Origin of the sequence: Burkholderia sp. LMU1-1-1.1, from assembly GCF_040675865.1 — a bacterium.
Classification (GTDB): Bacteria; Pseudomonadota; Gammaproteobacteria; order Burkholderiales; family Burkholderiaceae_D; genus Rugamonas.
This window is the reverse complement of the sequence record NZ_JBEGHG010000002.1, coordinates 143847-169397: the sequence shown is the minus strand read 5'-3', so window position 1 is coordinate 169397 and position 25551 is coordinate 143847. Positions and strand designations below refer to the sequence as shown.

26 protein-coding genes are annotated in these 25551 nt (G+C 63.7%); 14 read left to right on the top strand and 12 right to left on the bottom strand.

The window, feature by feature from the left end:
• The first annotated feature begins 5 nt into the window (after positions 1 to 5).
• From MRBLMU1_RS03160 to MRBLMU1_RS03140, 5 genes are all read left to right on the top strand, one after another.
• Positions 6 to 1034 (top strand): LacI family DNA-binding transcriptional regulator, encoded by a 1029-nt coding sequence (locus MRBLMU1_RS03160; protein WP_363496889.1) that lies wholly within the window; start codon positions 6 to 8, stop codon positions 1032 to 1034.
• A 113-nt stretch (positions 1035 to 1147) separates the two neighbouring features.
• Entirely contained in the window at positions 1148 to 1747 is a 600-nt protein-coding gene (locus MRBLMU1_RS03155; RefSeq protein ID WP_363496886.1) for a gluconokinase, read from the top strand.
• A 189-nt stretch (positions 1748 to 1936) separates the two neighbouring features.
• Positions 1937 to 3283 carry an MFS transporter gene (locus MRBLMU1_RS03150; RefSeq protein ID WP_363496883.1) on the top strand — a complete coding sequence of 449 codons (1347 nt, stop codon included), beginning with the start codon at positions 1937 to 1939 and terminating at the stop codon, positions 3281 to 3283.
• 62 nt (positions 3284 to 3345) lie between these two features.
• Positions 3346 to 5727 carry a GH36-type glycosyl hydrolase domain-containing protein gene (locus tag MRBLMU1_RS03145; protein WP_363496880.1) on the top strand — a complete coding sequence of 794 codons (2382 nt, stop codon included), beginning with the start codon at positions 3346 to 3348 and terminating at the stop codon, positions 5725 to 5727.
• Positions 5728 to 5754: 27 nt separating this feature from the next.
• Positions 5755 to 8019 carry a glycoside hydrolase family 3 C-terminal domain-containing protein gene (locus MRBLMU1_RS03140; protein WP_363496877.1) on the top strand — a complete coding sequence of 755 codons (2265 nt, stop codon included), beginning with the start codon at positions 5755 to 5757 and terminating at the stop codon, positions 8017 to 8019.
• 51 nt (positions 8020 to 8070) lie between these two features.
• On the opposite strand, the gene MRBLMU1_RS03135 is transcribed toward MRBLMU1_RS03140, so the two are convergent.
• From MRBLMU1_RS03135 to MRBLMU1_RS03110, 6 genes are all read right to left on the bottom strand, one after another.
• Positions 8071 to 8745 (bottom strand): hypothetical protein, encoded by a 675-nt coding sequence (locus MRBLMU1_RS03135; protein ID WP_363496874.1) that lies wholly within the window; start codon positions 8743 to 8745, stop codon positions 8071 to 8073.
• A gap of 115 nt (positions 8746 to 8860) precedes the next feature.
• Positions 8861 to 9190: a helix-turn-helix domain-containing protein gene (locus MRBLMU1_RS03130; protein WP_315212977.1), complete on the bottom strand. Its 330-nt coding sequence runs from the start codon at positions 9188 to 9190 to the stop codon at positions 8861 to 8863.
• A gap of 38 nt (positions 9191 to 9228) precedes the next feature.
• On the bottom strand, positions 9229 to 9618 hold the full coding sequence (locus tag MRBLMU1_RS03125; protein WP_363496870.1) for a hypothetical protein: 390 nt from the start codon (positions 9616 to 9618) through the stop codon (positions 9229 to 9231).
• Positions 9619 to 9764: 146 nt separating this feature from the next.
• Positions 9765 to 10451, bottom strand: coding sequence for an L-2-amino-thiazoline-4-carboxylic acid hydrolase (locus MRBLMU1_RS03120; RefSeq protein ID WP_363496867.1), 687 nt, complete (start codon positions 10449 to 10451; stop codon positions 9765 to 9767).
• A 153-nt stretch (positions 10452 to 10604) separates the two neighbouring features.
• The gene (locus tag MRBLMU1_RS03115; RefSeq protein ID WP_363496864.1) at positions 10605 to 10889 is read right to left on the bottom strand and encodes an RnfH family protein; all 285 of its coding nucleotides are present in this window, start codon (positions 10887 to 10889) and stop codon (positions 10605 to 10607) included.
• Entirely contained in the window at positions 10879 to 11313 is a 435-nt protein-coding gene (locus MRBLMU1_RS03110; RefSeq protein WP_363496861.1) for a type II toxin-antitoxin system RatA family toxin, read from the bottom strand. The genes MRBLMU1_RS03115 and MRBLMU1_RS03110 overlap by 11 nt, the downstream gene beginning before the upstream one ends.
• A gap of 98 nt (positions 11314 to 11411) precedes the next feature.
• On the opposite strand from MRBLMU1_RS03110, the gene smpB reads away from it, so the two are divergent.
• The 3 genes from smpB (at position 11412) to MRBLMU1_RS03095 (ending at position 13289) form a co-directional block, all read left to right on the top strand.
• The gene (gene smpB / locus MRBLMU1_RS03105; protein ID WP_090313823.1) at positions 11412 to 11861 is read left to right on the top strand and encodes an SsrA-binding protein SmpB; all 450 of its coding nucleotides are present in this window, start codon (positions 11412 to 11414) and stop codon (positions 11859 to 11861) included.
• A 201-nt stretch (positions 11862 to 12062) separates the two neighbouring features.
• Positions 12063 to 12734, top strand: coding sequence for a hypothetical protein (locus tag MRBLMU1_RS03100; RefSeq protein WP_363496858.1), 672 nt, complete (start codon positions 12063 to 12065; stop codon positions 12732 to 12734).
• The gene (locus tag MRBLMU1_RS03095) at positions 12735 to 13289 is read left to right on the top strand and encodes a FlgO family outer membrane protein (RefSeq protein WP_363496855.1); all 555 of its coding nucleotides are present in this window, start codon (positions 12735 to 12737) and stop codon (positions 13287 to 13289) included.
• Between the two features lie 7 nt (positions 13290 to 13296).
• Here MRBLMU1_RS03095 and MRBLMU1_RS03090 read toward each other — a convergent pair whose 3' ends face one another.
• Entirely contained in the window at positions 13297 to 14124 is an 828-nt protein-coding gene (locus tag MRBLMU1_RS03090; protein WP_363496852.1) for an NAD-dependent protein deacetylase, read from the bottom strand.
• Positions 14125 to 14293: 169 nt separating this feature from the next.
• On the opposite strand from MRBLMU1_RS03090, the gene MRBLMU1_RS03085 reads away from it, so the two are divergent.
• The 4 genes from MRBLMU1_RS03085 to MRBLMU1_RS03070 are packed head-to-tail and all read left to right on the top strand — an operon-like array spanning position 14294 to position 17797.
• Complete coding sequence (locus MRBLMU1_RS03085) at positions 14294 to 14878, top strand: RNA polymerase sigma factor (protein WP_363496849.1); 585 nt, start codon at positions 14294 to 14296, stop codon at positions 14876 to 14878.
• Positions 14875 to 15618, top strand: a complete 744-nt coding sequence (locus tag MRBLMU1_RS03080; RefSeq protein WP_363496846.1) for a zf-HC2 domain-containing protein — start codon at positions 14875 to 14877, stop codon at positions 15616 to 15618. Before MRBLMU1_RS03085 ends, MRBLMU1_RS03080 begins: the two co-directional genes overlap by 4 nt.
• Positions 15615 to 17096, top strand: a complete 1482-nt coding sequence (locus MRBLMU1_RS03075) for a S8 family peptidase (RefSeq protein ID WP_363496843.1) — start codon at positions 15615 to 15617, stop codon at positions 17094 to 17096. The genes MRBLMU1_RS03080 and MRBLMU1_RS03075 overlap by 4 nt, the downstream gene beginning before the upstream one ends.
• Positions 17093 to 17797 carry a TorF family putative porin gene (locus MRBLMU1_RS03070; protein WP_363496840.1) on the top strand — a complete coding sequence of 235 codons (705 nt, stop codon included), beginning with the start codon at positions 17093 to 17095 and terminating at the stop codon, positions 17795 to 17797. Before MRBLMU1_RS03075 ends, MRBLMU1_RS03070 begins: the two co-directional genes overlap by 4 nt.
• A gap of 3 nt (positions 17798 to 17800) precedes the next feature.
• On the opposite strand, the gene MRBLMU1_RS03065 is transcribed toward MRBLMU1_RS03070, so the two are convergent.
• The 4 genes from MRBLMU1_RS03065 to ppsA form a co-directional block, all read right to left on the bottom strand.
• Positions 17801 to 18217 carry a DUF4259 domain-containing protein gene (locus tag MRBLMU1_RS03065; protein WP_363496837.1) on the bottom strand — a complete coding sequence of 139 codons (417 nt, stop codon included), beginning with the start codon at positions 18215 to 18217 and terminating at the stop codon, positions 17801 to 17803.
• A gap of 10 nt (positions 18218 to 18227) precedes the next feature.
• Positions 18228 to 19178 (bottom strand): SPFH domain-containing protein, encoded by a 951-nt coding sequence (locus tag MRBLMU1_RS03060; RefSeq protein WP_209714004.1) that lies wholly within the window; start codon positions 19176 to 19178, stop codon positions 18228 to 18230.
• 23 nt (positions 19179 to 19201) lie between these two features.
• A complete protein-coding gene (locus MRBLMU1_RS03055; protein ID WP_363496833.1) occupies positions 19202 to 19633 on the bottom strand; it encodes an NfeD family protein in 432 nt (143 codons plus the stop codon).
• Positions 19634 to 19795: 162 nt separating this feature from the next.
• The gene (gene ppsA / locus MRBLMU1_RS03050) at positions 19796 to 22225 is read right to left on the bottom strand and encodes a phosphoenolpyruvate synthase (RefSeq protein WP_363496830.1); all 2430 of its coding nucleotides are present in this window, start codon (positions 22223 to 22225) and stop codon (positions 19796 to 19798) included.
• Between the two features lie 164 nt (positions 22226 to 22389).
• Between ppsA and ppsR the strand changes: the two genes are divergently transcribed.
• Entirely contained in the window at positions 22390 to 23238 is an 849-nt protein-coding gene (gene ppsR, locus MRBLMU1_RS03045; protein WP_315212929.1) for a posphoenolpyruvate synthetase regulatory kinase/phosphorylase PpsR, read from the top strand.
• Between the two features lies 1 nt (position 23239).
• Complete coding sequence (locus tag MRBLMU1_RS03040; RefSeq protein WP_363496827.1) at positions 23240 to 24301, top strand: endo-1,4-beta-xylanase; 1062 nt, start codon at positions 23240 to 23242, stop codon at positions 24299 to 24301.
• A 42-nt stretch (positions 24302 to 24343) separates the two neighbouring features.
• Here MRBLMU1_RS03040 and MRBLMU1_RS03035 read toward each other — a convergent pair whose 3' ends face one another.
• Complete coding sequence (locus tag MRBLMU1_RS03035; protein WP_363496824.1) at positions 24344 to 25543, bottom strand: EAL domain-containing response regulator; 1200 nt, start codon at positions 25541 to 25543, stop codon at positions 24344 to 24346.
• Positions 25544 to 25551: the final 8 nt, after the last annotated feature.

The following is a 25551-nucleotide window of genomic DNA, read 5'->3' as shown; positions in this document are numbered from 1 at the left end:
TACTGATGACGAAATCACAAGCGGGCAGGAGCCGCGCCAGCGGCCGCATCACCCTGGCGATGGTGGCGAAACACGCCGGCGTGGCGACGATGACCGCGTCGCGCGCGATCACCCAGCCGGACATGGTGTCGCAGGCGCTGCGCGACCGGGTCGACAAGGCGGTCATCGAACTGGGCTACGTGCCCAACCGCGCCGCCCGCGCGCTGGCCTCGTCGCAATCAAAGGTGATCGCCGTGCTGGTGCCGTCGCTGTCGAACGCCGTGTTCACCGAGGTGCTGGCCGGCATCCAGGACGCGCTCGACGCCGACGACTACCAGATCCTGATCGGCAACACCCGCTATTCGGACCAGGAGGAGGAAAAGCTGATCGGCACCTACCTGCAGTCGAATCCGGACGGCATGCTGCTGTCGGGCCTGACGCACAGCGACCGCGTGCAGCAGATCCTGACCAATTCGCGCGTGCCGGTGGTGTCGATGATGGACATGTCCACCGACCCGGCCCAGCTGACCGTGGGCTTCTCCCAGTTCCAGGCGGGCCAGGCGATGACGCGCTATCTGCTCGACAAGGGCCACAAACGCATCGGCTTCATCGGCGCCCAGCTCGACGAGCGGACGCTGCGCCGGGCCGAGGGCTACCGCCAGGCCATGAACGAAGCCGGCCTGGCCGACGTCCGGCTCGAGGTCATGGTGGCGGAGCCGTCGACCATCGCGCTGGGGGCGGAGCTGCTGGGGCGCATGCTGGCCCAGGCGCCGGACTGCGACGCCATCTTCTGCTGCAACGACGACTTGGCGCACGGCGCCATCTATCAATGCCAGCGGCGCGGCATCTCCGTGCCGACCCAACTGGCGATCTGCGGCTTCAACGACCTGCCGGCGTCGGCGTGGATGAATCCGTCGCTGACCACCATCGGCACGCCGCGCTACCGCATCGGCTTCGAGGCGGCCACCCTGCTGCGCGCGGTCATCAAGGGCGAGGCGCCGCCCAACCGCCAGATCGACCTGGGCTTCACGCTGATGGCCCGGGAAAGCGCCTGAGGAAGGCCCGCCGGGCGCCGCCTTGATGCGGCGCACCATAGATTCTTGTTTACAAATCGCTGCAAAAGCTTACACTACAAATAATCTGTTAGCGCTAACATATACCTACCACTATGAGTAATCAAACAACGCAGGTCCGCTGGGTCGTCATGGGCGTGAGCGGCTGCGGCAAAAGCTCGGTCGGGCTGCAATTGGCGACCGCGCTGGGCGCGCCCTATCTGGAAGGCGACGCCTATCACTCGTACGCCAACGTCGCCAAGATGTCGGCAGGCATGGCGCTGACCGACGGCGACCGCGCCGACTGGCTGAAGGCGCTGCACGCCGAGATCCTCGCCGCGCGCGACCGCCACGCCGGCCTGGTCCTGTCCTGCTCGGCGTTGAAGCGCCGCTACCGCGATCTGCTGCGCGGCGCCGACCCGCAACTGCGCTTCGCCCATCTGCACGGGCCGCGCGAGCTGATCGCCGCGCGCATGGCGGCGCGCCCCGGCCACTACATGCCAACCTCGCTGCTCGACAGCCAGTTGGCGTCGCTGGAACCGTTGCAGGCCGACGAAGCCGGCATCGTGCTCGACATCAACAAGGACCCGTCCGAACTGGTGCAGGAGATTTTGGCAAACACATTTAAAAACCAACAAGCAGGAGACACGATGACATCCACCACAGTTACCGCTACCACGGTTACCGCCAAATTCGCACCGCCAGCCCCCGGCTGACGGCCGCAAACCGAGCTCTCTCGGGGTGGCGTCTCCCGCCGCGCCGGACCGTGCCTATGCATGCGCGCATAGGTACGGCCCCAGCGTTCCGCCCCGTTCGGGCAGTGGAGTTCCGGCTCCACTGCCTATTTTTACATGTGCAAGAATCGACGGTATTACACTGTCATGTCCCGTTAAAACAAGGCGACTGTGAATAAACAACTGACCTGGCGTGAAAAGATCAGCTACGGCATCGCCGATATGGGCTTCAATTTTTATTGGACCAATATCGCGACCTTCCTGCTGATCTACTACACCGACGTCTTCGGCATCTCGGCCGGCGCGGCGGCGTCGATGATGTTTACGATCAAAATCATCAACGCCTTCACCGACCCGATGATCGGCGCCGCCGCCGACCGCACCAGCACCCGCTTCGGCAAGTTCCGTCCCTACCTGATCTGGGTGCCGGTGCCGCTGGCCTGCGCGGCCATCCTCACCTACACCACGCCGGACCTGGGCCACGACGGCAAGATCGTCTGGGCCTACGCGACCTACCTGCTGATGATGGTCTGCTACACCTGCATCAACATCCCCTACAACGCCCTGTCCGGCGTGCTGTCGGCCGATCCGCAGGAACGCTCCACCGTCAACGGCCTGCGCTTCATCTTCGCCTTCGCCGGCGGCACGCTGGTCACCGCCGCCACGCCGGCGATGGTGTCGTGGCTGGGCGCCGGCGACGATAAACTGGGCTGGCAGCTGACGATGCTGGCATGGAGCGTGTTCGCCTCCGGCCTGTTCGTGCTGACCTTCCTGAACACGCGCGAGCGCATCGCGCCGGCGCCCTCGCAAAAATCCAACGTCGCGCAGGACATCCGCGACCTGTCGCAGAACCGGCCGTGGGTCGTGCTGTTCTTCCTGGCGCTGATCATCATGATCACCATCACGCTGCGCACCACCAGCGCCGCCTACTACTTCAAGTATGTGGTGGGACGCCCGGAGCTGATGCAGGGCTTCGTGCCGGCGTATATGATCTCTGCCGCCATCGGCGCCTCGATCACGCCCTTCCTCACGCGCTTCATCGACAAGAAGAAGCTGATGATGATTTTGATGAGCGTGACCGCCGTGCTGTCATCGGCCTTCTTCTTCGTGCCCAAGGACCAGGTCACGTTGATGTTCGCGCTGCAGATCGGCATGGGCCTGGCGCTGGGGCCGAAGTCGCCGCTGGCCTTCTCGATGTACGCCGACACGGCCGACTACAACGAATGGCGCACCGGCCGCCGCGCCACCGCGATGACCTTCGCCGCCGCCACGTTCTCGCAAAAGCTCGGCACCGCGATCGCGGTTGCCGTCATCGGATCGCTGTTCACCCAGCTCGGCTATGTCGCCAACGCGGCGCAGTCGGTCGGCTCGCAGGCCGGCATCGTCTGGCTGATGTCCTTCATTCCGGCCGCCTTCGCGGCGCTGGCTGTCGCGATCATGTTCTTCTATAACCTCGACAACACCAAACTGGTTCAGATCCAGGCGGAGCTCGAAGAGCGCAAAGCAAAACTCGCATAACCACACATTCAATTCAGCTCAATACCCAGCTTAATATTCAGCTTTAATACGGAGACCGTCTCATGCTACGCCCAACCCACAATGGCGACCGCTTCGAACTGACCAGCGCCACGGCCATGCCGCGCGCCGCCGGCTTCCTGTGGAACCAGAAAATGATGATACAGGTGACCTGCCGTGGTTACGCCGTCGCGCAGTACATGCAGCCGGAACCCGCCAAGTACGCCTACGCGCCGAACCTGGAGGCCAAGACCTTCATGCAACCGGAGCAGAACTACTACGCCCATCATCCGGGCCGCTTCTTCTACATCAAGGACGAGGAAACGGGCGAGCTGTTCTCGGCGCCGTATGAGCCGGTGCGCACGCCGGTCGACAGCTTCAATTTCTCGGTCGGCAAAAGCGACATCGAATGGACCATCGAGCACCTGGGCCTCAGAATCGAGCTGACCTTGAGCATTCCGACCGCCGACGTGGTGGAACTGTGGTCGCTGCGCGTGACCAATCTGTCCGGCCGCGCGCGCAAGCTGAGTGTCTACCCCTACTTCCCGATCGGTTACATGTCGTGGATGAACCAGTCCGGCGAATATCGCGCCGACCTGGGCGGCGTGGTGGCAAGCAGCGTGACGCCGTATCAGAAGGTCACCGACTACTTCAAGCAGAAGGATTTCAAGGACAAGACCTACTTCCTGTGCGAGCAGGCGCCGGTGGCGTGGGAAGTCCAGCAGCAGGCATTCGAGGGCGAAGGCGGCCTGCATTATCCGAGCGCGATCCAGGAGCCATCGCTGGCCAACGGCGACGCGCGCTATGAGACGCCGGCCGCCGTGGTGCAATACCGCCTGGCGCTGGCGGAAGGCCAGTCGCAGGATTACCGCTTCATCTTCGGCCCGGCCTTCGACGACGCCGAAATCATCGCCATGCGCGAAAAATACCTGAGTGCCGCCGCCTTCGACAACGCCCGCAGGGACTACGCCGACTACATCGCCGGCGGACGCGGATGCCTGCGCATCGAGACGCCCGACAAGGAGCTCGACAACTTCGTCAACAACTGGCTGCCGCGCCAGGTGTTCTACCACGGCGACGTCAATCGCCTCAGCACCGATCCGCAGACGCGCAACTACCTGCAAGACAATATGGGCATGAGCTTCATCAAGCCCGGCGTGATGCGCGCGGCCTTCCTGCACGCGCTGTCGCAGCAGGAGGCCAGCGGCGCGATGCCGGACGGGATCCTGCTGGCCGAAGGCGCGGAGCTCAAATACATCAACCAGGTGCCGCACACCGACCATTGCGTGTGGCTGCCGGTGGCGCTCAAGGTGTACCTGGACGAAACCGGCGACTACGACATCCTCAACGAGGACGTGGTCGGCCACGACAGCGGCGTCGCCATCACCGTCTCCGAACGCATGAGCAGCGCGATGGACTGGCTGCTGCAGGCGCGCGACAAACGCGGCTTGAGCTACATCGCCCAAGGCGACTGGTGCGATCCAATGAACATGGTCGGCTACAAGGGACGCGGCGTATCGGGCTGGCTAACCGTGGCCACCGCCTACGCGCTGAACCTGTGGGCCGGAATTTGCGAAAAAAGCGGCGCCGCCAACGCCTCGCTGGCGGAAAGCGCGAAGCACTTCCGCGCCGGCGCCGTGGCGGTCAACCAGGCGGCCAACGAGCACCTGTGGGACGGCGACTGGTACGCGCGCGGCATCACCGACGACAACGTCACCTTCGGCATCAGCAAGGACAAGGAAGGCCGCATCTACCTGAACCCGCAGGCCTGGGCGATACTCGGCGGCGCGGCCGACGCAGGCCAGCGCGCCGCGATGATGGCGCAGGTCGAGGAACAGCTGGACACGCCCTACGGCGTGGCGATGTTCGCCCCGCCATACAGCGCCATGCGCGACGACGTCGGCCGCGTGACCCAAAAGCACCCCGGTTCGGCGGAAAACGGCGCGGTCTACAACCACGCCTCGATCTTCTATATCTACAGTCTGTACACCATCGGCGAAGGCGACCGCGCCTACAAGCTGCTGCGCCAGATGATCCCCGGCCCGAGCGAGGCCGATTACCTGCAGCGCGGCCAGCTGCCGGTGTTCATCCCCAACTACTACCGTGGCGCGTATCACCAGTATCCGCGCACGGCCGGCCGCTCCAGCCAGTTGTTCAACACCGGCACCGTGTCATGGGCCTACCGCTGCTTCATCGAGGGGCTTTGCGGCTTGAAAGGCGATACCGACGGTTTGCTGGTCAATCCGCAGCTACCCAAGCACTGGGACGGCATCAAGGTCACCCGCCAGTTCCGCTACGCGAGCTTCGAGGTGTCGATCCGCCGCGCCGACGTCGGCGAAATTCAGGTCACGCTGGACGGAAAACGATTGCCTGAACCGCGCGTGACCGGTATCGTTGCGGGTGGAGTATACGCGCTCGAGGTTTTAATCCCGCGCGCCGACCTATAAATCGAAATATAAGGACATAGCAATCGTATGAAGAAGCGTCTCTGGCTGTCACTGGCACTGGTCTATCCCCTCATGCTGTCTTCCACGTTAAGCGGAGCGGCCCATGCCGCCGACGCCAAGCGCCCATGGCTCGATAAAAAGCTGACGCCGGACGCCCGTGCCGAGCAACTGGTCAAGGCGATGACGCTGGATGAGAAAATCCAGACCGTGTTCGGCTACTTCTCCACCGATTTCGAGTCCAAAAAACACGTCGCGCCGAAGGAAGGCCGCAAGGATTCGGCCGGCTTCATTCCAGGCATCGAGCGTCTGGGCCTGCCGCCGCAATGGCAGGCCGACGCCGGCGTCGGCGTCGCCACCCAGGCGGCGTCGAAAAAACCGTACCAGCGCACTTCCCTGCCCTCCGGCCTGGCCACGACGGCCACCTGGAACCCGGAACTGGCGTTCGCCGGCGGCGCGATGATCGGCAGCGAGGCACGCAAGACGGGCTTCAACATCATGCTGGCCGGTGGCGTCAACCTGCTGCGCGAGCCGCGCAACGGCCGCAACTTCGAATACGGCGGCGAAGATCCGCTGCTGGCCGGCGTCATGGTCGGCGAGCAGATTCGCGGCATCCAGTCGAACCACATGGTCTCGACCTTGAAGCACTTCGCCTTCAACGACCAGGAGACCAACCGCAATAACATCAACGTCAAGATCGACGATACCGCCGGCCGCATGTCGGACCTGCTGGCGCTGCAAATCGCCATGGAACGCGGCGATCCGGGTTCGGTGATGTGCGCGTACAACCGCGTCAACGGTTCCTATGCCTGCGAAAGCGACTACCTGCTCAACCAGGTACTGAAGCAGGACTGGGGCTTCAAGGGTTACGTGATGTCCGACTGGGGCGCGACCCATTCCACCGTTCCCGCTGCCATGCACGGGCTGGATCAGCAATCGGGCCACCCGTTCGACAAATCTGCCTACTTCAACGAGGCGCTGAAGGAGGCGGTGGTCAACGGCCACGTGCCGCAGGCGCGCCTGGACGACATGGTCAAGCGCATCACGCGCGCCATGTTCGCCAACGGCTTGATCGAGCATCCGGTGGTCACGCCGACCACCGACGACGCCGGCATCGACTTCGCCGCCAACGGCAAGATCTCGCAATCGGACGCGGAAGAAGCCATCGTCCTGCTCAAGAACAGCAACGACCTGCTGCCGCTGGGCGCCAACGTGCGCACCATCGCCATCATCGGCGGCCACGCGAATGTGGGCGTGCTGTCGGGCGGCGGTTCGGCCCAGGTCTATCCGGTCGGCCTGTCGCCGGTCGCCAACGAAGGCCCGGCCTTCTTCCCCGGACCGATGGTCTACCACCGCTCGTCGCCGATGCAGGAGCTGAGCGTGCGCACCGGCGCCAAAGTGGTGTACAACGACGGCAAGGATGCCGCCGCCGCCGCCAAGCTGGCCGCGTCCAGCGATGTCGCCATCGTGTTCGGCAACCAGTGGATGGCCGAAGCCATCGACGCGCCGGACCTGAATCTGCCGAACAAACAGGACGCGCTGATTTCGGCGGTGGCCAAGGCCAACGCCAAGACCATCGTGGTGCTGCAAACCGGCGGCCCGGTCGTCATGCCTTGGCTGAACAACGTCGGCGCCGTGGTCGAGGCCTGGTATCCGGGCACCAGCGGCGGCGCGGCGATCGCGCGCGTGCTGACCGGCGAAGTCAATCCGTCGGGACGCCTGCCGGCCACCTTCCCGGCCTCGGTGGCGCAATTGCCACGGCCGGTGCTCGACGGCGACGCGGTGACCAAGGATGAAAACATCATCGAGAAGATCACCACCGACTACAACATCGAAGGCGCTGCCGTCGGCTATAAGTGGTTCGACCTGAAGGGCCACAAGCCGCTGTTCCCGTTCGGCTACGGCCTGTCGTACACCAGCTTCTCCTTTGCGGACCTGAGCGCGAACAAGTCGGCCGACGGCGCCGGCATCGACGTGAGCTTCAGTGTGCAGAACACCGGCAAGCGCGATGGCAAGGCGGTTGGCCAGGTATATGTGTCGCCGGCGGCCGGCGGCTGGGAAGCGCCGAAGCGCTTGGGCGGCTGGGACAAGGTGGCGGTGAAGGCCGGCGCCAGCGGCAAGGCCAAAGTGAAAATCGATCCGCGCCTGCTGGGCGTGTACGACAGCGCCAGCAAGACCTGGAAGATCGCCGCCGGCGAGTACATCGTCACGCTGGCCGAATCGGCGGGCGCCAAACCTGCGGCCACCGTCAAGGTGAAGCTGGACGCACGCACGCTCAACATCAGCGGACGCTAAGCCGTATCGCATGCGGCATCGCGCCTCACGCGATGCCGCAGGCCTCTTGTATCACTTCTCTTTCCAGAACACGTCGACCGTCTCGACGCTGTTCTGATTCCACGCCTGGACCTTGGCCTCGACGAAGGTGCCTTCCATATCGTCGCGCGGCGTGATGCTGGTCGCGTGATAGCGGAACTGCGCGCCGTGCTTTTCCCGCGCCAGCTGCTCCGCCTTGTTCTTCAAATCGCTGTTCTGCCCAAGCTGTTTGCCGGTCAGCGCCAGCATCGACAGCGCCACGCCGATGGTCAGCGCCACGTTGATGGCTGGCTTCTTGCGGCCCGTGGTCTGGATCGCCGACTGCACCGGCTGGCGGCCCAACTGCTGCAACAGCCAGTACAACAGCGCGCAGAAGATCACCAGCGGCAGCGCGGCGCCGAAACGGGCCGCCGGCGCCAGCCGCAGTTCGGTCATGGTCAGGTCGAGCGGCTGCATCAGCGACATCGCGCCGCTGGCCACGGCCATCGGCAGCAGGATGGCGGAGATCCAGATCAGCGCGCTGGCGGCCTTGAGGCTGCCGCGCATCAGCAGCACGCCGGCGATCACGGCGGGGATGGTCATGCTGTAGGAATAGCTGGCGCCGGTGGACAGGCACCAGATCAGGTAGGCGATATCGGCCGCCCCGACGACCAGCAATACGACGCCGGCCCGGTGCAGGATTTGTGGTGCGGTTTGTGTTTCGATCAATTTGGCTCCGCAGTCATTACAATGAGCCAATATTGTAGCTGAAGCCAGCCGCGCCGCGCGGCATGCCGCCCGCGGCGTCGATGGCTACGGCGTCCGACATGCGAAGGCTGGGCGCTTAGATGCTATGGGATGCGCGCGAGACTTGCGATCGTGAGCGGCAATACTCGGCAAACTCCCGTTCGACGTACGCGGGATTCTGAGCAATATGCCACAGCAGTGTTTCCTCGTTAAAGCTGGGGCGGGCCTCGCCCGATTCCCAGCGGCGAATATTGCGCAGGCTAAGGCCGAAACGACTGGCGAAGTCGGACTGCGACAGGCCAGTCGATGCGCGCAAGCCGGCCATATTGATCGGTTCGGGAATGAACTCAACGGTTTCCAGTTCGATCTCGCCACGGAGGTGCCGGCCCATTTCCTCGATGGCCTCAATGAGTGCTTGTACGTCCATCGCTAGCTCCTGTCATCAGTATCTTGTTGTTGGACTGCTTAGAAATCTATAAGGTTCCATATCCATTTCAACCCGCTGCGCACCGTCAACGTCACCGCGCTCCCGGTCGCCGCCGACAACGCGACACGTAGCAAGCTCTTTCCGTTCAACACCGATGCCCGCTCATCCCACTCCACTTTCTCGATGCTTAGCAAGTGAATCCGCATGCCGTCTGATGAAAGATTGTAGTAAATAATGCTGCCGGCGAAGTCAAGGCCTCGCAAGCCACCGGCACCGCCGACCGGCTTACCGCATCCAGTATCATGCGCCAGCATCAGCAACAGCGCGCGGTACTCTTCCCGATTCAACGACACATCCAGCCCGCGCTTGAACCTGTTTGTCGAGGAGATCCGCACTGGCGGGTTTGACGAGGGATATGGATGGTTCATAAGGCCGCCGCACGGTAGGAACGGTCATTGTCTTCCTGCCAACGACGAGGCGTATGAGCTATCTCAATTGAAGCCACATTGACCGGCATCGGATCAAACGAAGCGTGGACTTGCCCGCGGCCTGTCAGGCCGCGGCTTTGCGACCGCTACCCGCGTAGCCGGGAGAATCGAAAGTTGCAGTGGTCCGCTCCGCCTGCCAACGTTTGGGTCCTTTCCAACCGAATGCCCCGCGCGGCATAGGCGACGAAATCAAGCCCGCAAATATTCGGCAGGATTTCCTTGTCTTCATGGCGGCCCGCGAATTTGCAAAAGCCGCAAGCGCGGTAGTTGACGCCGAATTCAAAGTTGTCGTCGGGGCCCGGCTCGACGAAGTCGTAGACGAAATCTTCCGGAAACTCTTTCTGATGGCTATATGTCGCGCTTCTCGCGGCCTGCTCGCGCAACAAAGCCTGGTTCTCGAGCGACATGAAATGACGTCCGGCGTCGAGACGTTCCGCCTCGGGCACGGTGAGCAGTTGCGCCTTGTAGGTTTCCCGCTCGATTTCGCCGATCACGGACACCGGCACGCCGTGGCGCCGCAGGACCCGGCTGATGGCGATAAAGCCCATGAGGCGCATAAAGAAATCGCTCATGCGGCTCGCCGCGCCGCCGACATAGGGTATTTGAGCAAGCACGATGTGGAATTCGTCCATCACCTCGCGCCGAATCCTATCCATATCGGATAGATGCGCACGCTCGTACAGCATCGGCTCGGCGAGGTCGAGGCGATGGAGCATGGCGGCTTCCATCGCAGCGCGATGCGACTCGTAAAAGGGATGGATGATCTCGGCCATGGGACACCTCGCTGACAAAGTCAGCTGAAAGCATACCTCACAATTCCCCAAACGAGGGTCAAGTCTGTCATTCGGACACGAGCCCAGCCACTCTGCGGTCCGGCTCGTGTCCGAATGACAGACTTGACCCCATCGCTTGTGACCGCCGCCCTGTCAGGCGGAGGGCTTGCGGCGGCGGCGCGCGTTCTTGGGATCGGCGATTAGCGGGCGGTAGATTTCGACGCGGTCGTGCTCGCGCAGCACCGTGTCCAGCGGCTTCTTTTTGGCGTAGATGCCGACCTGCATCGTGGCCAGGTCGATGCCGGGCACTTCGGCCAGCACGCCGCTGGCGGCGATGGCCTGCTCCAACGTTGTGCCCACCGGAACCCGCAACGCGCGCAGGAACTGCGCCGCGTCGCTGGCGTAGCACACTTGGACGTTGATCAGTTCAGCCGCCATAGACGGTTTCCGCCCGTTTGCAGAAGGAGTCGACCATGCTGTTGGCGATCATGCCGAACACCGGCCCGACCAGCTTGTCCAGCAAGGTGCCGGAGAATTCATAGCGCATGTCCAGCTCGATCTTGCAGGCATCCTCGCGCAATGCCTTGAACGTCCATACGCCGTCCAGGCACTTGAAAGGACCGTCGACCAGCTTCATCTCGATGGTCGTCGGCGCCGTGTTCTCGTTGGAGGTCGTGAAGCTTTGCTTGACGCCATGGTAGTTGATGCCGATGCTGGCGACCACCACGTTGTCGCGGCGCTCACGAATCTCGACGCCGCTGCACCACGGCAGAAACTTGGGATAGTCATCGATGTTGGCAACCAGATCGAACATCTGCTGGGCGCTGTAACCGAGGAAAACTGATTTGTGCACTACTGCCATTGGCTAACCATTTGCTATGATGTTGAATTAGTCGCGTTTTTTGACGCGAAGCAGTAGTTTAACCGACCCGCACGGGTTTACAGCTGATTTACGATCCCATGACCATAGCCGATAACAAAAAAGCCTTTTTTGACTACTTCATCGAGGACCGCTACGAGGCGGGCATCGTGCTCGAAGGCTGGGAAGTGAAGGCGATCCGCGACGCCCGCGTGCAGATCAAGGAGGCCTACGTCACCATCCGTGGCGACGAGCTGTTCCTGTTCGGCGCCCATATCAGCGCCCTGCCCACCGCGTCCACCCACATCAGCCCGGAGGCGGTGCGCACCCGCAAGCTGCTGCTGCACCGCCAGGAGATGGACAAGCTGATCAGCAAGGTCGAGCGCTCCGGCTATACCCTGGTGCCGCTCAACCTGCATTACAAGGGCGGCAGGGTCAAATGTGAAATCGGCCTGGCCAAGGGTAAAAAAATGCACGACAAGCGCGCCACCGAGAAGGATCGCGACGGCAAACGCGAGGTGGCCGCCGCGATGAAGACCCACAGCCGCTAAAACCGCCAAAACTGTTGCGCGCTCCGTACACAACCCGGTCCCGAACCGGGTTTTTTATCGCCTTGAGAATTTCTAATCGGAAACATCCATGCTAAACTGGACGCTGGATGATTTTACATTCGCGGCCGCTGCGCTCTCCCTTCGCGGCCCCGGATACGGTAGACTTTTGACGATGAGGCAACAATGGCGCTGAAAACTGCAATGGCTCTGGCAGCCGGATTGGTCCTGTCAGGATGTGCGGCGCGCTACACGCCGGCGCCGCTGGCCGCGAACTTCCCCACCACCAAGCAGGCCAAGCTGCAAGCGGCCTACCATTGGGGCGTGGTGTCCAACAGCATCGAAAAACGGCTGGTGGCCCAGCTCAAGAAGAGTCCGCCCCGTCCGGTCTTCATCAACGAGCCGGCCGATTCGAACGCCTTCCAGCGCGCGCTGGTCACCCAGTTGACGACCTCGCTGGTGAACGACGGCTATGTCGTCACGCGCACGCCCGCCGGTTCGCTCAAGATCGACCTGGACATCCAGGCCGTCACCTTCGCCGCCGACCGCCCGCAATACCGTCCCATCGGCGAGCGCACCGCCCTGCCCGGCGGCGTGTCGATGGCCGAGCTGACGCCGGCGCCGCTGTCGAACGAGGAGGCGATGAACGCCGGCTGGGACCCATACGACCTCAACAACGCCCAGTTCGCCCCCGGCCAAACGCCGAAGACCGAGATCATCGTGACCCTGTCGGTGTCGGACCAGTACCGGTACCTGGCGCGCACCACGTCGGCCTATTACGTGGCCGATTCCGACCGCGAACTGTACGGCGTCCTCGAGCAGGACGCCGAACTGACCAAATTGACCCGTACCTTCAAAGTACGCGGAGACATGTAAATGCTGATGACACCCCTGGCCCGCGCCGCCGCGCTGGCGCTGCCGTTGCTGCTGGCGGCCTGCTCCTCCACCGCCACCAAGGAGGAAGGCAATTATTCGACGATCTCGTCCAACCAGTTCATCGACGCCAACTACAAGGCCGCCGATTCGCTGATGCATCAACTCAACGGCAAGCTGACCGCCGACAAGCCGCTGATCATGGCCACCATCGTCAACATCGACGCGCTGGAGCAGACCACGACCCTGGGCCGGCTGGTGTCGGAGCAGGTGTCGACCCGCCTGGCGCAGGGCGGCATGCGCATGATCGAGATGAAGCTGCGCAACAACGTCTACCTGAAGCGTAACCAGGGCGAGCTGATGCTCACCCGCGAAATCGGCGAAGTGGCCACCGCCCACAACGCCCAGGCGATCGTGGTCGGCTCCTACGCGGAGACCAGCGACATGGTGTTCATCAACGTCAAGGTCATCCAGCCGAACTCCAATCTGGTGCTGGCCGGACAGGACTATGTGCTGGCCAAGGAAGCCATCGTCCGCTCGATGTTGCAGCGGAACTAATCCGAACTCATAGCAGGCGCGGCAGCACCTCGGCGGCGGCCGCCTCCACCTTCAGTCCGATCAGGTCGTCCGCGCGGGTCTTGCCGAGGTTGATCGCCGCGATCGGCTTGCCCGCCTCGGCCGCCAGCTTGCAGAAACGGTAGCCCGAAAACACCATCAGCGACGATCCGACCACCAGCAAGGCGTCGGCGCGCGCCATCATGGCCAGAGCGTCGGCCGTGCGCTGGGCCGGGATGTTGTCCCCGAAGAAGATCACGTCAGGTTGCAAGGTGCCGCCGCAATGCCCGCAGACCGGCACGTGGAAGCGCTGCAGCGCCTCCAGCTCGACCTCGGCGTCGCCGTCGGGACGCACCTCGGCGTCGACCGCGAACAGGCCGGGATTCGCGTCCAGCAATTCCGTCTGGATCGCGGCGCGCTCGCCGACCCGGCGGCAGTCCAGGCAGACGACGCCGTGGATGTTGCCGTGCAACTCGATCAAATTGCGGCTGCCGGCGCGCTGGTGCAGGCCGTCGACGTTTTGCGTGATCAAGCCGTCGATGCGGCCGGCCGCCTCCAGCGCCGCCAGCGCGCGGTGGCCGACGTTCGGCGCGGCCTGCGCCAACGTCGGCCAGCCGACCATGCTGCGCGCCCAGTAACGGCGGCGCACGCCCTCGTCGCGGCGGAAATCCGGTCCCTGGATCGGCGTGCGGCCGCGCCGGACGCCATCCTTGTCGCGGTAGTCGGGAATGCCGGAGTCGGTGCTGAGACCGGCCCCGGTCAGGACCAGCACGCGCCGGTGCTGGTGTAGAAAGGTGTGCAGTTGGTCGATTTGAGCGTTCAGGTTCATGCATGCCATGGTAGCCGAATCCGGGTGGTAGCATGCGGGATGGACAGGTTTTGACCCGGCGTCGCGTGCCGCCGCCTGTGGCGTGCTTGTTGCGTGCTTGTTGCGTATATATATTTGCTGTTTAGTAGAACCATTTATCCACCGAACGGCATCTACGGCAAACAATGGAGGATGGCGGATGCGTCAATCACAGGGCCTGTCGACGGGCTCATTACCGGATGCGAACGAGGCGTGCCTGCTAGGAAGGATAGCGGGCGGGGACAGGGCCGCCTTCGAGCAGTTGTACCGCAGCTATTTTTCGCGCCTGTCGCGCTTTATCGGACGGATGACCCGCAATGCCACGTTGATCGAGGAAATTGTCAATGACACCATGTTGGTGGTCTGGCAAAAAGCCGAGACCTTCGATGGCAGTTGCAAACCTTCCACGTGGATTTTCGCCATTGCCTACCGCAAGACCCTCAAGGGGCTGCGCGGCAGCGACGATCCGGTGGAGTCCGACGCGTCGCTGTACGAGGACGAGAGCGGCAACCAGCCGGAGCAGGCGATCACCCGGCTGCAATTGCAGAACACGGTCGCCGAGGCGTTGGATCAGTTGCCCGCCGCACAGCGCGCGGTGATGGTGCTAACCTATTATCATGAGATGGCCTACAGCGACATCGCTGAAGTGGTCGACTGCCCGGTGAACACGGTCAAAACCCGGATGTTTCACGCGCGGCACAGATTGAAGGATTTGTTGTGGAACGAGAGAGAGAACGGTCGATGAACGGGCGAGTCTTCAGACTGGATGTCCCGGCCCACCAGGCGGTGCAGGAACTGCTGCCCTGGTACGCGTCATCGCAACTGGAACCGGACGACGCGCACCGCGTGGAAGTGCATCTGCACACCTGCGAGCAATGCCGTCAGGATTTGCAATGGGAGCGCGAGATGCTGGACCAAGGGAGCGCCGACACCGCCCTGCCGCCGGGTGTGGACATGGAACGTGCCTGGGCGCGGATATTGCCCGCGCTGGGTCCGGTGGACGACGTCGAAGATGCGCCGGCGCGCGCCAACGCGGCCGGCACCAACGCCGCTCCCGCCAAGCCGCTGGCCGATGCGCCGGCGCCGGGCGTGCCCGTCGTTCCACGGCGCTGGTGGGCCATGGGCGCGGCCAACCAGCCGACCTGGCTGCGGTGGGCGGTGGCGGCGCAATGGGTGTTGATCGTCGGTCTGGTGGCGCTGCTGGCGCGTCCGGACGAACCGCCGGCGGCCTATCGGGTGCTGGGCAACAGCGTCGGCGGCGCCCCGGCCGGTAACCTGGTCGTGATGTTCCAGCCCACCACTACCGAACGCGAACTGCGGCGCATCCTGCAAGCGCAGGGCGCGCGCGTGGTCGACGGCCCGACCGTGACCGACGCCTACCTGATCAGCGTGCCGGATGAAAACCGCGAACGCGCGCTGCAAGCGCTGCGCGCCGACCCGGCCGTCAAATTGGCCGAGGCGCTCGACGACGGCGGCGCGCCTTGAACGCGCGTGCCCTCGTGCTGGCCGCCGTGCTCGCACTGGCGGCGGCGGGCGCGGTCCCGGCGGGCGCCCGTGAGCCGCAAACGGCCGCGCCAGCGCCCGTGGCGGGCGCCGCGCCGCCGCCGGGGGACGAGCGCATCCTGCCGCCCGCCGACGACGGCGCCCACGATCCGGGCGCCAACCAGCTGCTGGTGATGCTGCGCCTGCCCGCCACCCACTACCGGCCCGACGCCACGTACGGCGGCCGCTATATGGACGACAGCGGCAGCGGCGGACGCCGGCGCCGCGCCGAAGCGCTGGCACAACAGCACGGCATGACGGTGGTCGAAGGCTGGCCCATGTCGCTGCTCGGCATCGATTGCTATGTGATGCGCTACAAGGACAACGCCGACGCCGCCCGCATCATCGAACAGCTGTCGCACGATCCGCAAGTGGAATGGGCGCAGCCGGTGGCCAGGTTCGAAGGCATGGCCGGGCAGGCGCCGCGCGGCGCCGCCCCCGGCGGCAACGCCGCGCCCGCGCCGGTCGTCCCTGCAGCCCCGGTCGCTCCTGTCGCGAATTCGGCGGCCGGCGCCGCCGACGCGCTGTATCCGGTGCAGCCGGCGGCCCGCTACTGGCATGTGGCCGACCTGCACCGCTACACCACCGGCCGCGAGGTCCAGGTCGCGGTGATCGACAGCGGCATCGATGGCAACCACCCCGATCTGCAAGGCCAGCTGGCGGTCAACGCCAACTTCGTCGACAACGGCGAGCCGCCGCCGGAGATCCACGGCACCGCCGTCGCCGGCATCATCGCGGCGCGCAGCGGCAACGGCGGCATCGTCGGGGTCGCGCCCAAGGCCAGGCTGATGGGCTTGCGGGCCTGTTGGCAACTGCCCAACCAGAGCACCCGATGTAACAGCTTCACACTGAGCAAAGCGATCAACTACGCGATACTCAACGGCGCCAAAGTCATCAACCTGAGCCTGTCCGGTCCGCCCGACAGGCTTTTGGACCGTTTACTGGACGTCGCGGTTGCGCGCGGCATCGGCGTGGTCGGCGCGGTGGACGCGCAGGCGAGCGCGCCGACCTTCCCCGCCAGCCATCGCGGCGTGCTGGCGGTGGCCTCGCAGCCGAGCGTCAAGGTGTCCGGCAATTTCGCGCCGGTGAGCGCGGCGGCGCTGATGGTGAAGGCGTCGGCGGCGGCCGGCCTGGAGCGGCCGCTGTTCGCACCGGGGAACGATGTGCCCACCACCGCGCCGGGCGCGCGCTGGTCCTTCGTCAGCGGCAGCTCGTACGCGGCGGCCCACGTTTCCGGTATGCTGGCGTTGCTGGGGGAGTTGCAGCCGGGCGCGACGCCCGCCCAGTTGCGGCGCATGCTGCAACCGCCAGAAGTGTTGAACGCTGTTAATATTGACGCATGCGCCACCATTTCCCTTCTCATCGACCATTGCAGCTGCGGCTGCCCAACCAAACTGAGCCAGCGCGGCGCCACGCAGTGAGGTCGCACGGCGCCGCCATCGCCCTCGCCTGCCTCTGCACCCTGGCGCCGCCGGCCCGCGCGCAGGCGGATATGGATATCAGCGGCAGCGTGGCGCTGCAGTCCGAGTACCGCTATCGGGGACAAAACCCGGGCAAGGGCAAGGCCGTGCCGCAGGTCACGATCAATGTCGATGGCGTGGCGGGATGGTATCTGGGCGGGTTCGCCAGCGCCATGACCATCGGCGACGTCGAAGGCTACAAGCTGCAAGGCTACGCCGGCTATGCGCGGCGCCTTCAGTCGGGCGGCAGCTGGGAGGTCGGCTGCAGCCGCATCACCTATACGCAGGCGCATCCGAACGATTTTTCCGAGTGCTACGCCGGTTTGAGCTTCGAACGTGGCAGCACGCGCATCTATTACTCGCCCAAGTACCTGGGCTTCCCGGTGAAGACGGTGTACGCCGAGGTCAGCGCGTTCTACCCGGTGCATCCGCGCTTCAATCTGATCGCCCACGCGGGCGTGCTGCATAACATCAGCGGCGGCTACTGGGCCGGCATCCCGACCTCGTCGCGCATCGACGCGCGCCTCGGCGTCGGCATCCCTTTCGGTAACTGGACGCTGCAAATCGCCCGCGAATACGTGCAGGACGACGGCCGGCGTTACGCGTGGTATCCGGTGCATCCACCCAAATCGTGGAGTTTGGGCTTGACCTACGCGTTCTAAGTATCAGGTCTGCACGCGCGCGCGCAATTCCTCGACCGACGCGCGCCACGCCTCGTAATGCTCGCTCTCGGCCCACAACTCGCGTAACTCCGATTGGTCGGACAGGATGCGGGCGATGGCCTGCAACGCCTTCTCCTCCAGATCGGCGCGCCGGCGCGCTTTCGGCTTGCGCGCCTCGACCCACTCGTCGACCGCCGCGCTATCCTCGCTGGCCGCGCCGCCCTTGCCCTGAAGGCGCGCGAGGACCTCGATCGCCACCAGCGCCTCCGCCGCGAACGGCGCCTCCAGCTCGCCGGCGCCGGTGTCGAGCGCCGTGTTGAGCGTGTCCTCGACCGCGTCCAGATTGCTAATCTCCTGCAAGTCCTGCGCCCAGTCCTGCGCGTAGTCGTTGCCGAAGGCTTCCACCGCCCATGTACCCATCGTCTGTTCCTTATGCTTTGGCGGGTTTGATCAGCGACGCGTCCTTCTGCGTCTTCACCACTTGCATCGCGGTCGCGATCAAGCCGCTCATCTCACCCAGGTTGGCCGGGATGATAATCGAATTATTGGTTTTGGCAAGCTGGCCGAAGGCGCCGACGTACTGCTCCGCCACTTTCAGGTTGACCGCATCCTCGCCACCGGGCTCGCGGATCGCGGCGCCGACCTGGCGCAGCGCCGACGCATTCGCTTCCGCCAGCGCGACGATGGCGGCGGCCTGGCCTTCGGCGCGGTTGATTGCCGCCTGCTTGTCGCCTTCCGAGCGGGCGATCTGCGCTTCGCGTTCGCCGTTGGCGATGTTGATCTGTTCCTGCTTGCGGCCTTCGGAGGCGGCGATCAGCGCGCGCTTTTCGCGCTCGGCGGTGATCTGCGCCTGCATCGCGTGCAGGATCTCCTTCGGCGGCGTCAGATCCTTGATCTCGTAGCGCAGCACCTTCACGCCCCAGTTGGCGGCCGATTCGTCGATGGCGTTGACCACGGTGGTGTTGATGTGGTCACGCTCCTCGAAGGTCTTGTCCAGCTCCATGCGGCCGATCACCGAGCGCAAGGTGGTCTGCGCCAGCTGCGTGATGGCGGCGATGTAGTTCGACGAGCCGTACGAGGCGCGCATGGCGTCGGTGATCTGGAAGTACAGGATGCCGTCCACCTGCAACTGCGTGTTGTCCTTGGTGATGCAGACCTGCGGCGGCACGTCCAGCGGGATCTCCTTGAGCACGTGCTTGTAGGCGATGCGGTCGACGAAGGGGATCACGATATTGAGGCCGGGGCCCAGGGTCGCATGGTATTTACCAAGCCGCTCGACGACCCAAGCATGCTGCTGCGGCACCACGTTGATGGTCTTGAACACAAACACCAACGCCAGGACGAACAGGACCAGGCTTACGTTACCAAAACTGATATCCATCTAAACTCTCCAGTGAATTAATCTTAGCCGGCCACGATCAGGCGGCTGCCGCGCACTTCGCGGATCTTGTACTGCCCCGGCGCGGGATTGGCCTCCGACGCGCTGCGCTCGAGCTCCACGTCCCACAGCGCGCCGCGATACATCACGCGCGCCGAGCCATCCTGCCAGGCCGGCACATTGACCGTCTGGCCGATATCCATGTTGACGTTGGGATCGCGCTCGGCCTGCACGCGGCCCCCCTGCTTGCCAAAGCGGCTGCGGCGCAGCGCGACCGTGGCGGCGACGCCCACCAGCGCGGCCACCAGCGTCTGCAACGCCAGACCGAGCCCCAGCAGCGCGGCCAGCGCGCCGGCGGCCAGCCCGATCGCGATCATCAGCAGGTAGAACGTGCCGATGAACAGCTCCACGATGACGATCGCCCCGGCGGCGACAAGCCAGTAACTCCAGTCAGCCATGATGTTCTCCCCTTATGGCGGTTGAAAAATGCAAAAACCCCCGCTTCCCGAATCGGGACACGAGGGTTTTTGCAGCAAGACAGATGGTATTGATAGAGTTTTTTGCAACTAAATTCGACAACTCCAGTCTATACCATTTTCAGCCCGCGTCAAACTTTATTCTTATTTCTGCAGCGCGGCCAGCTTCTGCCACGTGTCGATCACCGAGTCCGGGTTCAGCGACATCGACTCGATGCCCTGCTCCATCAGCCAGACCGCGAAGTCCGGATGGTCGGAAGGACCCTGGCCGCAAATGCCGATGTACTTGCCTTGCGCGCGGCAAGCCTTGATCGCCAGCGACAGCAGCGCCTTGACGGCCGGATCGCGCTCGTCGAAGTCGGCGGCCAACAGCGCCATGCCGGAGTCGCGGTCGAGGCCCAGGGTCAGCTGGGTCAGATCGTTGGAACCGATCGAGAAGCCGTCGAAGTGCTCCAGGAACTGGTCGGCGAGGATCGCGTTCGACGGCACTTCGCACATCATGATCAGGCGCAGTTCGTTTTCGCCGCGCACCAGGCCGTTCTTGGCCAGCAGGTTGACGACCTTCTCGGCCTGGCCCAGGGTGCGCACGAACGGCACCATGATCTCGACGTTGGTCAGGCCCATGTCGTTACGCACGCGCTTCATCGCCTGGCATTCCATTTCGAACGCGCCGGCGAAGTCCTCGGCCAGGTAGCGCGCCGCGCCGCGGAAGCCCAGCATCGGGTTTTCCTCGTCCGGCTCGTAGCGCGAACCGCCGATCAGCTTCTTGTACTCGTTCGACTTGAAGTCGGACAGGCGAACGATCACCGGTTTTGGCCAGAAGGCGGCGGCGATGGTGGCGATACCCTCGGCCAGCTTGTCGACGTAGAAGGCCTTCGGCGAGGCGTGGCCGCGCGCGACCGACTCCACCGCTTTCTTCAGGTCCGCATCGATGTTCGGGTATTCCAGAATCGCTTTCGGGTGAACGCCGATGTTGTTGTTGATGATGAATTCCAGACGCGCCAGACCGACGCCGGCGTTCGGCACGGACTGGAAGTCGAACGCCAGCTGCGGATTGCCGACGTTGAGCATGATCTTGGTCGACAGTTTCGGCAGCTCGCCGCGCGCCACTTCCGACACTTCCGTCTCCAGCAGGCCGTCGTAGATCTTGCCCTCGTCGCCTTCGGCGCAGGACACGGTGACGAAGGTGCCGTCCTTCAGGATCTCGGTGGCGTCGCCGCAACCGACGACCGCCGGCACGCCCAGTTCGCGGGCGATGATCGCCGCGTGGCAGGTGCGGCCGCCGCGATTGGTGACAATCGCCGAGGCGCGCTTCATGACCGGTTCCCAGTTAGGGTCGGTCATGTCGGCCACCAGCACGTCGCCGGGCTGCACCCGTTCCATGTCGGCCGGGTCGTGGATCACGCGCACGGGACCGGCACCGATCTTCTGGCCGATCGCGCGGCCCGAGGCCAGCACGGTGCCGCTCGATTTCAGTTTGAAGCGCTGCTGCACGTCGGTCGCCTTCTGCTGCGATTTGACGGTTTCAGGACGCGCCTGCAGGATGTACAGTTTGCCGTCGCGGCCGTCCTTGCCCCACTCGATGTCCATCGGACGGCCGTAGTGGTTTTCGATGATGACGGCGTACTTGGCCAGTTCCACCACTTCGGCGTCGTTCAGCGAGTAGCGGTTGCGCATTTCCACCGGCACGTCGACGGTCTTAACCGAGCGGCCTGCCTTGGCTTCGTTGGTGAACTCCATCTTCAGCAGCTTTGAGCCGATATTGCGGCGGATGACGGGCGACTTGCCTTTTTCCAGCATCGGTTTGTGGACATAGAATTCGTCCGGATTGACCGCGCCCTGCACCACCGTCTCGCCCAGGCCATAGCTGGAGGTGACGAAGACCACGTCCTTGAAGCCGGATTCGGTGTCGATGGTGAACATCACGCCGGCCGCGCCCAGATCCGAACGGACCATGCGCTGCACGCCGGCCGACAGGGCGACTTCGGCGTGGGTGAAACCTTTGTGGACGCGGTACGAGATCGCGCGGTCGTTGTACAGCGAGGCGAAGACGTGCTTCATCGCGTCGAGCACATTGTCGATGCCGACGACGTTGAGGAAGGTCTCCTGCTGGCCGGCGAACGACGCGTCCGGCAAATCCTCGGCGGTGGCCGACGAACGCACGGCGAACGACATTTCGGTGCTCGAATCGGCCACCAGTTTGTCGTAGAAGGTCTCGATCTCTTGTTGCAGGCGTGGCTGGAACGGGGTCTCGACGATCCATTGACGGATCTCGGCGCCCGCTTGCGCCAGCGAGCGCACGTCGTCGATGTTCAAGTCGGCGAGGCGGTCGGCGATGCGCTCGGCCAGCGGCTTGCCGCCACCGACGCTATGCGACAGGAAGTCGCGGAATGCCTGCGCCGTGGTGGCGAAGCCGCCCGGAACACGCACACCGGCTTCCGCCAGTTGGCTGATCATTTCGCCCAGCGAGGCGTTCTTGCCGCCGACGGATTCGACATCCGTCATGCGCAAATTTTCGAACGACGCGACGTAAACCGCTTCGTTATTTTGCTCCTTCAATGCTGCGTTAGACATATTGACACCTTTTGATGATAGAAATCTTCCGGCGGTGCGCAGACGCTGTACCTTGATTGATTCTTGTTATATTGGTCGTCGTGCAGCACAATCTTACCTATGGCGTCCATTCTACAGCCTGCGGCTCAAATTGACGATTCACAATCCTGACAGGCTTACATCACATGACACAAGAACAACGTCCTCCCCTGCCGTCGTCCGCCCGCACCGTGTTCTTCGTCTCCGACGGCACCGGCATCACGGCCGAAACTTTTGGTCACTCCGTGCTAACCCAGTTCGAGTTGCGCTTCCGCCAGGTCCGCCTGCCTTTCATCGATACCCTGGACAAGGCGCACGACGCGGCGCGCAAGATCAACGAGGCTTTTGCAACCGACGGTCAACGTCCGATCATCTTTTCGACCCTGGTGCAGACCCAATTGTCGGACGTGATCCGCGCCTGCAAAGGCATGTATATGGACTTGTTCCAGACATTTGTTGCCCCACTGGAACAAGAACTAAATGTCAAATCGACACACACCATTGGTCGCTCACATAACATAGTCGACAGCGAAGAATACAAAAACCGCATCGAGGCGATCAACTTCTCGCTGGCGCACGACGACGGCCAATCGCACAAGAACCTGGCCTCGGCCGACGTGATCCTGGTGGGCGTTTCGCGCTCGGGCAAGACGCCAACCAGCCTGTATCTGGCCATGCAGTACGGGATCAAGGCGGCCAACTATCCGCTGATCCCGGACGATTTCGAGCGCGGCAAGCTGCCGTCGTCGCTGTACGACTTCAAGCCGAAGATTTTCGGGCTGACGATCACGCCGGAGCGGCTGGCCGAGATCCGCAACGAGCGCCGCGCCGGCAGCAAGTACGCGTCGATCGAGAACTGCCGCTATGAGGTCAACGAGGCGGAAATGATGATGAAGCGCGAAGGCATCCGCTGGCTGTCGTCAACGACCAAATCGATCGAGGAGATTTCGACCACGATCCTTCAAGAGATCAAACCTAACCGTCGGGAGTACTGACATGATCCGGCGCGCCGCGTTGACCATGCTGTTGGGGACTTTTGTTTTGAACGCGGCAGCGCAGGAGACGCCCTCTCTGGCGAAAGCCTACGAAGGACGGCTGAAGATCGGCGCGGCCATCGAGCCGTCGCAATTGACATCCGCCGAAGCGCCGCTGCTGGCGACGCACTTCAACAGCATCGTCGCCGAAAACGTCATGAAGCCGACCGACATCCAGCCGAAGGAAGGCGCGTACAATTTCGCGCCCGCCGACAAGCTGGTGGCCTACGCGCAGGGAAGCGGCATGGCCATGCGCGGCCACACCTTGCTATGGCATCTGCGCACGCCCGAGTGGATGTGGACCGACAAGGAGGGCAAACCGGCATCGCGCGATCTGGTGCTGGCGCGTTTGAAGTCGCATATCGAAACGGTCGTCGGCCGCTACAAGGGGGCGGTGTACGCCTGGGACGTGGTCAATGAAGTCATCGACGAGAAGCAGCCAAACTGCCTGCGCAAGGACAAATGGTTCGCCACGACCGGCGACGCGTATATCGAGCAAGCCTTCCGCTACGCCCATGCCGCCGATCCGAAGGCGCGGCTGTATATCAACGACTATTCGACCGACGAACCGGCCAAGCGCCAGTGCCTGGAACGGATCGTCAAGGGCTTGATCGCGCGCGGGGTGCCGGTGCACGGGGTCGGGCACCAGATGCACGTCTCGGTGTTTAGCCCATCGGTGGAATCGATCGATGAATCGCTGACCACCTTTGCGCGCTTAGGCCTGGAGAACCAAGTCACGGAGCTCGATGTAAGCCTGTACCGGTACCAGGCCAAGTCGCTATCGGACACCGAGGAAAAGCTGCTGCAACTGCAGGGCGAGCGCTATGCGGCGCTGATGAAGGTCTTCCTGGCCCATCCCGAACTGCGGGCGGTGACGCTGTGGGGCATCTCCGACAGCCACACCTGGCTCAATCACGGCGAATACGAAGGACGCCACGACTCGCCGCTGCTGTTCGACCGCCAGCAAAAGCCCAAACCTGCGTACTTCAAGATGATCGACACCGCAAAAACCATCGCCAATTAAATCACGGCCACGAAGGCAAAAACCACGGAGACGCGCAGGCAATTAAAAGAAATGTTGCCAGTCGGCGAGCCAGGCGGGGAATTCTTCGACCGGCATCGGCTTGGCGATGTAGTAGCCTTGCGCGTACGTGCAGCCCAGCCCTTGCAGGAAGTCCCAGTCCTGCTTGGTTTCAACGCCGACCGCGACCGAGCGCCGATCCAGGCTGCGCGCGAGCCCGAGGCAGGACCGCAGCACCGTGCCGATCGCTTGCTTCTTGGAGGCGCCGTCGACGAAGCTGCGGTCGATCTTCAATTCCGAGAACGGTATGCGCGCCAGCAGCTGCAAATTGCTGCGCCCCGTGCCGTAGTCGTCGATGGCAAGGCCGAAGCCTTTCATCCGCAACCGCAGCAGCCGCTCGAGAAAGTGCGGATCGGTCGTGAGCACCGACGATTCGGTCATCTCGAAGGTGATGTAGTCGGGCAGGATGCTGTGCCGCGCCAGGCAGGCCGCGATCTGCTCCATGAACTGCGGGTGCGCCAGGGTGCTTTGGTCGACGTTGATCGAGAACGAGATCGGTATGCCCTGGTCGTGCAAGGTGCGGCAGGCGGCGACCGACTTTTCGATCATGCTCCAGTCGAGGAAGTCGATGCGCCGGTTCTGCTCCAGCGCCGGCATGAACGATGCCGGCCCCAATACGCCATGCAGCGGATGGCTCCAGCGCGCGAACATTTCCAGTCCCTTGACCTGCCCCGTCTCCAGTTCTATCTTGGGCTGGAAGTGGGGATCGAATTCGCGCGCCTGCAAACCCGCGCCCACTTCGGCGAACGACATCGGCTGCACCCCGCTGGTGGCGGCGTGGGGTTCAGGACGATGCAAATGATTGGCGACCAGCGCTTCGAGACGGCTGCCGATGACCGGCTTGCCGATCGCGCCCAGCACGTTGACGCCGTAGGCGTCGGCCATCGTCTCGCACGAGAACAGCACCGCGTTGGTTTGGGCGCCGACGATGATGATGCCGGCTGTGCTCTTCGCTTCGCCCAGCCGGCGTATCAGTTCCAGCGCGTCCATGCCGGGCAAGGCCAGGTCGAGGATGGCGATATCCACCGGGGGCGTGATGCCGGCGCTGAAGTGGCGCAGCGCCGTGTAGCCGTCCGGCGCCTGCGTGATCCGGCCCACGCCCAGATGGACCAGGATATCGGCCAGCGCGTGTCGTTGTACCTGATCCCCTTCCGCTACCAGAAAGTGCAACTGCGCGATATCCATGACGGCTC

Excerpts from the sequence above, each read along its gene's own strand:
- MRBLMU1_RS03160 (WP_363496889.1), top strand. The coding sequence starts at position 6 with ATGACGAAATCACAAGCGGGCAGGAGCCGCGCCAGCGGCCGCATCACC.
- MRBLMU1_RS03120 (WP_363496867.1), bottom strand. The coding sequence starts at position 10,451 with ATGGCCGAGATCATCCATCCCTTTTACGAGTCGCATCGCGCTGCGATG.
- MRBLMU1_RS03060 (WP_209714004.1), bottom strand. The coding sequence starts at position 19,178 with ATGGATATCAGTTTTGGTAACGTAAGCCTGGTCCTGTTCGTCCTGGCG.
- MRBLMU1_RS03065 (WP_363496837.1), bottom strand. The coding sequence starts at position 18,217 with ATGGGTACATGGGCGGTGGAAGCCTTCGGCAACGACTACGCGCAGGAC.
- MRBLMU1_RS03100 (WP_363496858.1), top strand. The coding sequence starts at position 12,063 with ATGGCTCTGGCAGCCGGATTGGTCCTGTCAGGATGTGCGGCGCGCTAC.
- ppsA (WP_363496830.1), bottom strand. The coding sequence starts at position 22,225 with ATGTCTAACGCAGCATTGAAGGAGCAAAATAACGAAGCGGTTTACGTC.
- MRBLMU1_RS03085 (WP_363496849.1), top strand. The coding sequence starts at position 14,294 with ATGCGTCAATCACAGGGCCTGTCGACGGGCTCATTACCGGATGCGAAC.
- MRBLMU1_RS03040 (WP_363496827.1), top strand. The coding sequence starts at position 23,240 with ATGATCCGGCGCGCCGCGTTGACCATGCTGTTGGGGACTTTTGTTTTG.
- smpB (WP_090313823.1), top strand. The coding sequence starts at position 11,412 with ATGACCATAGCCGATAACAAAAAAGCCTTTTTTGACTACTTCATCGAG.
- MRBLMU1_RS03140 (WP_363496877.1), top strand. The coding sequence starts at position 5,755 with ATGAAGAAGCGTCTCTGGCTGTCACTGGCACTGGTCTATCCCCTCATG.
- MRBLMU1_RS03155 (WP_363496886.1), top strand. The coding sequence starts at position 1,148 with ATGAGTAATCAAACAACGCAGGTCCGCTGGGTCGTCATGGGCGTGAGC.
- MRBLMU1_RS03130 (WP_315212977.1), bottom strand. The coding sequence starts at position 9,190 with ATGGACGTACAAGCACTCATTGAGGCCATCGAGGAAATGGGCCGGCAC.
- MRBLMU1_RS03110 (WP_363496861.1), bottom strand. The coding sequence starts at position 11,313 with ATGGCAGTAGTGCACAAATCAGTTTTCCTCGGTTACAGCGCCCAGCAG.
- MRBLMU1_RS03055 (WP_363496833.1), bottom strand. The coding sequence starts at position 19,633 with ATGGCTGACTGGAGTTACTGGCTTGTCGCCGCCGGGGCGATCGTCATC.
- ppsR (WP_315212929.1), top strand. The coding sequence starts at position 22,390 with ATGACACAAGAACAACGTCCTCCCCTGCCGTCGTCCGCCCGCACCGTG.
- MRBLMU1_RS03145 (WP_363496880.1), top strand. The coding sequence starts at position 3,346 with ATGCTACGCCCAACCCACAATGGCGACCGCTTCGAACTGACCAGCGCC.
- MRBLMU1_RS03125 (WP_363496870.1), bottom strand. The coding sequence starts at position 9,618 with ATGAACCATCCATATCCCTCGTCAAACCCGCCAGTGCGGATCTCCTCG.
- MRBLMU1_RS03115 (WP_363496864.1), bottom strand. The coding sequence starts at position 10,889 with ATGGCGGCTGAACTGATCAACGTCCAAGTGTGCTACGCCAGCGACGCG.
- MRBLMU1_RS03080 (WP_363496846.1), top strand. The coding sequence starts at position 14,875 with ATGAACGGGCGAGTCTTCAGACTGGATGTCCCGGCCCACCAGGCGGTG.
- MRBLMU1_RS03035 (WP_363496824.1), bottom strand. The coding sequence starts at position 25,543 with ATGGATATCGCGCAGTTGCACTTTCTGGTAGCGGAAGGGGATCAGGTA.
- MRBLMU1_RS03090 (WP_363496852.1), bottom strand. The coding sequence starts at position 14,124 with ATGGCATGCATGAACCTGAACGCTCAAATCGACCAACTGCACACCTTT.
- MRBLMU1_RS03095 (WP_363496855.1), top strand. The coding sequence starts at position 12,735 with ATGCTGATGACACCCCTGGCCCGCGCCGCCGCGCTGGCGCTGCCGTTG.